Here is an 8,077-nt window from a genome sequence, read left to right on the forward strand (position 1 = left end):
GGCGGTATCGATACTCACCACCACCGACATCCCCGGCCGCAACCGCTCGGCCTGATCCTGGCCCGGATCGACAGTGATCCGTACCGGCACCCGCTGGGCGATCTTGACGAAGTTGCCGGTCGCATTATCGGCCTGCAACAGGCTGAACTCCGAGCCCGTGGCCGGCGAAATCCTCTGCACCCGACCGCTGAACCGACGGTGATCGAGCGCATCGACCGTAAACGTCACGGCCTGCCCTTCGCGCACATCGGCCATCTGCGTCTCCTTCATGTTGGCGATGATCCAGCGCCGCTCCGGCACCAGCGCCATCAACTGTGCCCCCGAGTTCACATAGGCGCCCAGGCGCACGCCGATTTGCCCCAGTTGTCCGTCCCGGGGCGCGACCACCCGAGTGTTGGACAGATCGATGCGAGCCAATTCGACCGCAGCCTCGGCATTGGTCACCGCGGCCTCCAGCGAGTCGCGGTTGACCACCACTGTCTGCAGATCCTGCCGGGAAATCTCCAGCGCCGCCTCGGCCTGGGCGATGGCAGCGAGGGTCTGCGCATGATCGGCGCGGGTCACATCCAGCTCGCGACGGGACACCGAACCATCGGCGATCAGTGCCTGGTTGCGCGCCAGGTCGGCGCCACTCTTGCGCGCCTGGGCCTTGCTGTTCTCCAGGGCCGCCCGGCGCTGGGCGATGGTCGCCTCGGCACTGCGACGCTGCTGCAGGTTGTTCGCCAGGGCAGCCTTCTGCACCGCCAACTGGGCCAATGACTGGTCCAGGCGCTGCCTGTAGATCCGGTCATCCAGGCGCACCAGCAGGTCGCCCGCCTTGACGTGCTGGAAGTCCTGCACCGGCACCTCGAACACGTACCCGCTCAACTGCGGGCCGATCAACGTCACCTGCCCTCGCACCAGCGCGTTTTCGGTGCTCTCGATGGCACTGCTGAACGGCGGCAGTTGCCAGGCATACAGCACGATCAGTACGCCGGTCAGGGCGATCGCGGCAAAACCCAGCGACGAAATGATCCGAACCCGCAACGAGCGCGGCTCGGTCGCCGAGGCTCCGGGAGGTGTCTGGCCCTCGGCGGTGGCGGCCATGGCATGGGTAGTGGTGACGGACTCGCTCATCGTGGTGTGGCACCGCTGCTGGAGATGGAAGTGGAGGTCTTGCCGGCGACCCGCCGCGTGGTGCTCATCAGCCACAGGCTGCGGAGGAAGATCCACAGCATGGTCAGCACCGCGATCAGCGCGATCAACATGAACACATCGTTATAGGCCAGTACGTTGGCCTCACGGGTCGCCGCCGTGGCCAGCGCGCGCATACCCTGGGTGGTGCGCAGCGCCGGATCGAAGATCGTCGAGGCATAGCCGGCGGCCGAGCCCTGCACCCGGGCAGCCACCAGCGGGTCGCTCAAGGTCAGGTGCTCGACGATGCTGCTGGAATGGACTTTCTCGCGCACCACCTGGAAGCTGCCCAGCAGCGCCGAACCGATCAGCCCGCCGAGGTTGTTGCAGATCCCGAACAGCACGGAAAAACTCACCAGATTGCGCGGGTTGGTGATCACATTGCGGGTGCCCAGGGCCATGGTCGGGCCGACGAAGAAGGTGCCGCCGAACGCCAGCAGGAACTGGCTGAGGTACATATTGGCCGGACGGGTCAGGTTGTTCGAAAAACTGTCGAGGGAGGAACCCAGCGCCATCAACGCCAGGGAAATGATCAATGGCATGAACAGGTGGTCGGGATGAATGGTCAATGCACTGACCGCCAACCCGGCGATGCCGCCCACCAGCATTACCAGATAGAGGCCGCGCATCTGCTCGCTGCCCATGTTCAAGGCCTGCAGGAAGCCCACCGCTCCCGTGGACTGTTCGGAGAACACCAGGCGAATCAGGATCACCGCCAGCGCCAGGCGGATCATCGCCCCGCTGCCCAGCCAGCGGGTCATCAGCATCGGGTTGCCGCGGTTGTGCTCGATGGCCAGCCCGGCCAGGATCAGCACGATCGACGCGGCGCTGGCGATGCCGATCCAGGGCGCCTCCAGCCACCAGTCGATGCGCCCCAGGGACAGCACCGCGCACAGCAACGCAACGCCGCTGGCGAGCACGGCGAAGGTGAGGAAGTCCAGTTTTTCGAAGGTCCTGAAGCGGTCCCCTGGCGGCAGCTTGAGCAGGAACACGCAGCCCAGCGCCGCCAGCGCCAGGCCCAGTTCAAACATGTAAAGACCCCGCCATTCGGCGATCTGCAACAGATCCTCGGAAAACAGCCGGGCCAACGGCAACGCCAGTTGCGAAGTGCCCAGCCCCAGCACCAGGGCCTTGAGCCGCCATTTGGCCGGGAACGCCTGGATCATGTAGTAGAGGCCCAGTGAACTCAGCGCCGCACCGACCATGCCGTGGGCCGCACGCACGGCAATGGCCGAGCTGAGATCGTTGACGAACAGGTGGCCGAAGGTCACCAGGGCGTAGAGCACCAGGAACACCTCGGTGAATGCCCGCAGGCCGAACTGCTGGCGAAACTTGACCAGCAGCAGGTTCATCGAGACGTTGGTCATCACATAGGCGGCCGGCAACCAGGCCATTTCCGCGGTGGTGGCACCCAGTGCGCCTTGCAGCGAAGGCAGGTTGGCCACCACCAGCGCGTTGCCCAGGCCGCCGGTCAGGGCGACCAGCAGTCCGACCATGGCATATGCCAGGCGCCTGGGCGTCGAATGCAGCGGAGTCGAGGGTGAGCCGGGCAGACTGGGGCGCTCATGGGGCTGCCAGTCACGCGGCGTGTACTGATTCATCCAGGATTCCCGAATACAAGATCTGCGTGAAGATTACTTATTTTCGTACAGCGCTGGGAGCCTGTCAGAAAAATCCTTGTGCCCGAAGCGGTTGCAGTCAGTTGAGCAAAAAATCACCGATTGCAAGGGAGAAAACGTTACAAGTTTTCACATCCCACCGGATTCCTGAATAGAGCCTGTCTGTATGTCAAAAAGGACACGATGTTGAGCTATCTTTCATAGGCTTTTCACATCTCTGCGTTTACCGTAGTCCCTGTCCAGGACTCAAGTCAGGGAATTGATGGAAATCATGAAGATAACGTTGTGCCAGGCCTTTACCTTTTACGGTTTTAGGCTTTAATCGCCGGATGTCCGTCGTGTGTGTTTAGCATCTTCCTACAAGTAGTTCTGGTTTTGCCCGACACACTGGTACATGTCGCCTTTCTCATGGTGAAATCCGACCTGTCACACGATGACACAGATCATCGCTTGCACTATTGAAACCTTTCTGGAAAGAAGCCTTTGAAACCTTACCCGATTCAGCGCGTGTCGATCGTCATACCGGTCTACAACGAAGAACAGAGTTTGCCCGAGCTGTTGCGCCGTACCGAAGCCGCTTGTGCGCAATTGAGCCAGGACGTGGAAATCATCCTGGTCGACGACGGCAGCCGTGATCGTTCCGCCGATATCCTTCAGGAAGCCGCCGAGCGCGAAGGCAGCCCGGTGGTGGCCGTGATCCTGAACCGCAACTATGGCCAGCACGCGGCAATCATGGCCGGTTTCGAGCAGTCCACCGGTGACGTGGTCATCACCCTGGACGCCGACCTGCAGAACCCGCCGGAAGAGATACCGCGCCTGGTGGCCCAGGCCGCGCTGGGCTACGACGTGGTCGGCACCGTGCGCAACAATCGCCAGGACTCGGCCTTCCGCCGCTGGCCATCGCGCCTGATCAACCTCGCGGTGCAGCGCTCCACCGGCGTGGCCATGAGCGACTACGGCTGCATGCTGCGCGCCTACCGCCGCAGTATCGTCGACGCCATGCTCGCCTGCCGTGAACGCAGCACCTTCATCCCGATCCTGGCCAACAGCTTCGCCCGCCACACCACCGAGGTGCTGGTGCAGCACGCCGAGCGCGAGCACGGCGACTCGAAGTACAGCCCGATGCGCCTGATCAACCTGATGTTCGATCTGGTCACCTGCATGACCACCACGCCCCTGCGGCTATTGAGCATCATCGGCTTCGCCATGGCCGGTCTCGGTGCGCTGTTCGCCTTCCTGTTGATCGTGCTGCGCCTGATCTTCGGCGCCGAATGGGCCGGTGATGGTACCTTCGTGCTGTTCGCCGTGCTGTTCGTGTTCACCGGTGGCCAGTTCATCGGCATGGGCCTGCTGGGTGAGTACCTGGGTCGCATGTACAGCGATGTTCGTGCCCGTCCACGCTTCTTCATCGAGAAAGTGCTGCGCAGTCAGCCCGCCTCCAGCAGCACGGCCGCGCAAACCCCTTCTACAACTACTGTCAATCAGGTTGCCCCATGAATCCGAAAGCTGTCGTCTTTGCCTATCATGATATCGGTTGCGCAGGCATCGAAGCCCTGCTGAACGCAGGTTATGAAATCGCTGCCGTGTTCACCCATGCCGACGATCCCAGGGAAAACACCTTCTACGGTTCGGTAGCCCAGTTGTGCGCCCTCAAGGGCATCCCGGTGCATGCTCCGGAAGACGCCAACCACCCGCTGTGGATCGAGCGTATCGCCAAGCTGAACCCGGATTTCATTTTCTCCTTCTACTACCGCAACCTGCTGAGCGAAGCGCTGCTGGCCACCGCCAAAAACGGTGCGTTCAACCTGCACGGCTCGCTGCTGCCACGCTATCGCGGCCGGGCGCCAGCCAACTGGGTACTGGTCAACGGCGAAACCGAAACCGGCGTGACCCTGCACCGCATGGTCAAGCGTGCCGATGCCGGCGCGATACTGGCGCAGAACCGCGTCGCCATCGAGCGCTCGGACACCGCCCTGAGCCTGCACGCCAAGCTGCGTGACAGCGCCGCCAGCCTGCTGCGCGACGCCCTGCCACAACTGGCCCAGGGCAAGCTGAGCGAAACCGCCCAGGACGAGTCCAAGGCCAGCTACTTCGGCCGTCGCACCGCCGCCGATGGCAAGCTGGTCTGGGCCAAGCCTGCCGAAGAGCTGTTCAACCTGGTTCGCGCCGTGACCAAGCCTTATCCGGGCGCCTTCTGCGCCGTGGGCGAGCACAAACTGATCGTCTGGGGCGCCGAAGTCGTCAAGGGCAACGAAGGCCAGGCCCCTGGCCGCGTGATCAGCGTCGATCCGCTGCGCATCGCCTGCGGCGAGGACTCGCTGGTGATCAACGCCGGCCAGCGCAATGAAAACGGCCTTTTCCTCAGCGGCCCGCAACTGGCCAACGAACTGGGCCTGGTCGACGGTTCCCTGCTGCGTGGCGCCGAGGCGGCCCGCAAGAAGCGCCGCACCCGCGTGCTGATCCTGGGCGTCAACGGTTTCATCGGCAACCACCTGTCCGAGCGCCTGCTGCGTGACGACAAGTACGAAGTCTATGGCCTGGACATCGGCTCCGACGCCATCGAGCGCCTGCGCAGCCACCCGAACTTCCACTTCGTCGAAGGCGACATCAGCATCCACTCCGAGTGGATCGAGTATCACATCAAGAAGTGCGACGTGGTCCTGCCGCTGGTGGCCATCGCCACCCCGATCGAATACACCCGCAACCCGCTGCGCGTCTTCGAACTGGACTTCGAAGAGAACCTGAAGCTGGTTCGCTACTGCGTCAAGTACAACAAGCGCGTGATCTTCCCGTCGACCTCCGAAGTCTATGGCATGTGCCAGGACAAAAACTTCGACGAAGACAGCTCCAACCTGATCGTCGGCCCGATCAGCAAGCAGCGCTGGATCTACTCGGTGTCCAAGCAACTGCTGGACCGCGTGATCTGGGCCTACGGCGCCAAGGGCCTGAACTTCACCCTGTTCCGTCCGTTCAACTGGATGGGCCCGCGCCTGGACCGCCTGGACTCGGCCCGTATCGGCAGCTCCCGCGCCATCACCCAACTGATCCTGAACCTGGTCGAAGGCACGCCGATCCGCCTGTTCGACGGTGGCGAGCAGAAGCGCTGCTTCACCGACATCGCCGACGGCATCGAGGCCCTGGCCCGTATCGTCGACAACGACAACGACTGCTGCAACGGCCAGATCATCAACATCGGCAACCCGGACAACGAAGCCAGCATCCGCCAACTGGGCGAGGAACTGCTACGTCAGTTCGAAGCTCACCCGCTGCGCGGCAACTTCCCGCCGTTCGCCGGTTTCCGCGAAGTGGAGAGCAAGGCGTTCTACGGCGCCGGCTACCAGGACGTGGAACACCGCAAGCCAAGCATCGAAAACGCCAAGCGCCTGCTGAACTGGGAGCCGACCGTCGAGATGAGCGAAACCATCGGTAACACCCTGGACTTCTTCCTGAAGGAAGCCATGCTCGAAATCGCGGAAAAACGCTGATGCAAGCGGGACTTCGTATCGATGTGGACACCTATCGCGGCACCCGTGACGGTGTGCCGCGACTGCTGGAACTGCTCGACGAGGCCCAGGTCAAGGCGACCTTCTTCTTCAGTGTCGGACCGGACAACATGGGGCGCCACCTGTGGCGCCTCATCAAGCCGCAGTTCCTGCTGAAGATGCTGCGCTCCAAGGCAGCCAGCCTGTACGGCTGGGACATTCTCCTGGCCGGCACCGCCTGGCCGGGCAAGCCGATCGGTCGGGACCTGGGGCATCTGATGCGCCAGACCCTGGCCGCCGGCCATGAAGTCGGCCTGCACGCCTGGGACCACCACGGCTGGCAGGCCAATGCCGGTCGCTGGAGCGAAGCCGAGCTGATCGAGCAGATCCGCCGCGGTGTCGACTGCCTGAGCGATATCACCGGGCAAGCCGTCGAGTGTTCGGCCACCGCCGGCTGGCGGGCGGACGAGCGCGTGGTGCAGGCCAAGGAGCATTTCGGCTTTCGCTACAACAGCGACTGCCGGGGCCACGGTCTGTTCCTGCCACGATTGGCCGACGGCAGTCCGGGCACCCCGCAAGTCCCCGTTGACCTGCCGACCTTCGACGAAGTCGTCGGGGCGGACCTGGCCGCGAAAGATTTCAACGCATTCATCCTCGACCGGTTCAGCCCGGCGAAGCTGAATGTCTACACCATCCATGCAGAAGTAGAAGGGATTCTGATGGCAAACGAGTTTCGTCAGTTGCTGGCGCAAGCCAAGGCACGCAGTATCGAGTTCCAGCCCCTGGTCAATCTGCTGCCGGCCCAGTTGGACAGACTGCCCGAAGGTCGGCTGGTGCGTGGCACCCTCAGTGGCCGTGAGGGCTGGCTGGGGGTACAACAGGGATGACCAGACGCTGGGCTTTGCCACTCCTGTTCCTGGCTTTCCTGCTGTTCTATCTGGCTCCACTGATGAGCCACGGCATGTGGATTCCGGATGAAACCCGCTACGCGCAGATCGGCCAGGAAATGCTCCTGCGCGGCCATTGGGCGGCGCCGCATTTCATGGAACTGCGCTACTTCGAGAAACCGATTGCCGGCTACTGGATGATTGCCATCGGCCAGGCGATCTTCGGCCACAACTTCTTCGGCGTGCGTTTCGCCTCGGCACTGAGCACGGGCCTCAGCGTGTTGCTGGTGTACCTGCTGGCCGGACGCCTGTGGAACGACCCGCGCAAGAGCTTCGCCAGCGCGGCGCTGTTCATGAGCTTCGGGCTTATCGCCGGTCAGGCCGGTTACGCCAACCTCGATCCGCAGTTCACCTTCTGGGTCAACCTGAGCTTCGTCGCCCTGTGGCTGGCCATCGACGCCCAGACCCGCAAGGCCCGCCTGTTGTCCTGGGCGGCCCTGGGCTTCGCCTGCGGCTGGGGCTTCATGACCAAGGGTTTCCTGGCGCTGTTGCTGCCGGTGCTGATCGCCCTGCCCTACATGATCTGGCAAAAGCGTTTTCGCGAACTGGTAGGCTACGGCCTGGTGGCGGTGCTGGTGGCGGCGCTGGTCAGCCTGCCATGGGTCATCGCCGTGCACCTGCAGGAACCGGACTACTGGCGTTTCTTCTTCTGGCACGAGCACATCCGCCGCTTCGCCGCCGAAGACGCCCAGCACACCCGCCCCTGGTGGTTCTACCTGCCACTGATCGTGGTGTCCAGTCTGCCCTGGGCCCTCCTGCTGCCGATCACCCTCAAGGATGCCTGGAACAGCAAGGGTCAGCGGATCACCGCGTTCCTGCTGCTGTGGCTGCTCCTGCCGCTGGCGTTCTTCAGCCA

6 protein-coding genes are annotated in these 8,077 nt (G+C 63.2%); 4 read left to right on the plus strand and 2 right to left on the minus strand.

The features are described from left to right. Both K675_RS0123275 and K675_RS0123280 read right to left on the minus strand, forming a co-directional pair. A partial coding sequence (locus tag K675_RS0123275) for an HlyD family secretion protein (protein ID WP_017905874.1) occupies positions 1-1,116 on the minus strand: 1,116 nt, incomplete at its 3' end. Then, complete coding sequence (locus K675_RS0123280) at positions 1,113-2,774, minus strand: MFS transporter (protein ID WP_026145472.1); 1,662 nt, start codon at positions 2,772-2,774, stop codon at positions 1,113-1,115. The genes K675_RS0123275 and K675_RS0123280, both read right to left, overlap by 4 nt. Before the next feature lie 501 nt (positions 2,775-3,275). Between K675_RS0123280 and arnC the strand changes: the two genes are divergently transcribed. The 4 genes from arnC to K675_RS0123300 form a co-directional block, all read left to right on the plus strand. Further along, positions 3,276-4,289 carry an undecaprenyl-phosphate 4-deoxy-4-formamido-L-arabinose transferase gene (arnC, locus tag K675_RS0123285; protein ID WP_017905876.1) on the plus strand — a complete coding sequence of 338 codons (1,014 nt, stop codon included), beginning with the start codon at positions 3,276-3,278 and terminating at the stop codon, positions 4,287-4,289. Continuing rightward, the gene (gene arnA / locus K675_RS0123290) at positions 4,286-6,277 is read left to right on the plus strand and encodes a bifunctional UDP-4-amino-4-deoxy-L-arabinose formyltransferase/UDP-glucuronic acid oxidase ArnA (RefSeq protein WP_017905877.1); all 1,992 of its coding nucleotides are present in this window, start codon (positions 4,286-4,288) and stop codon (positions 6,275-6,277) included. The genes arnC and arnA overlap by 4 nt, the downstream gene beginning before the upstream one ends. Further along, positions 6,277-7,161, plus strand: coding sequence for a 4-deoxy-4-formamido-L-arabinose-phosphoundecaprenol deformylase (gene arnD / locus K675_RS0123295; RefSeq protein WP_017905878.1), 885 nt, complete (start codon positions 6,277-6,279; stop codon positions 7,159-7,161). Before arnA ends, arnD begins: the two co-directional genes overlap by 1 nt. Beyond that, positions 7,158-8,077: phospholipid carrier-dependent glycosyltransferase (locus K675_RS0123300; RefSeq protein ID WP_017905879.1), on the plus strand; the 920-nt coding region annotated here is incomplete at its 3' end. The genes arnD and K675_RS0123300, both read left to right, overlap by 4 nt.

The sequence above is a fragment of the Pseudomonas fuscovaginae SE-1 genome, assembly GCF_000364705.1.
Taxonomy (GTDB): Bacteria; Pseudomonadota; Gammaproteobacteria; order Pseudomonadales; family Pseudomonadaceae; genus Aquipseudomonas; species Aquipseudomonas fuscovaginae_A.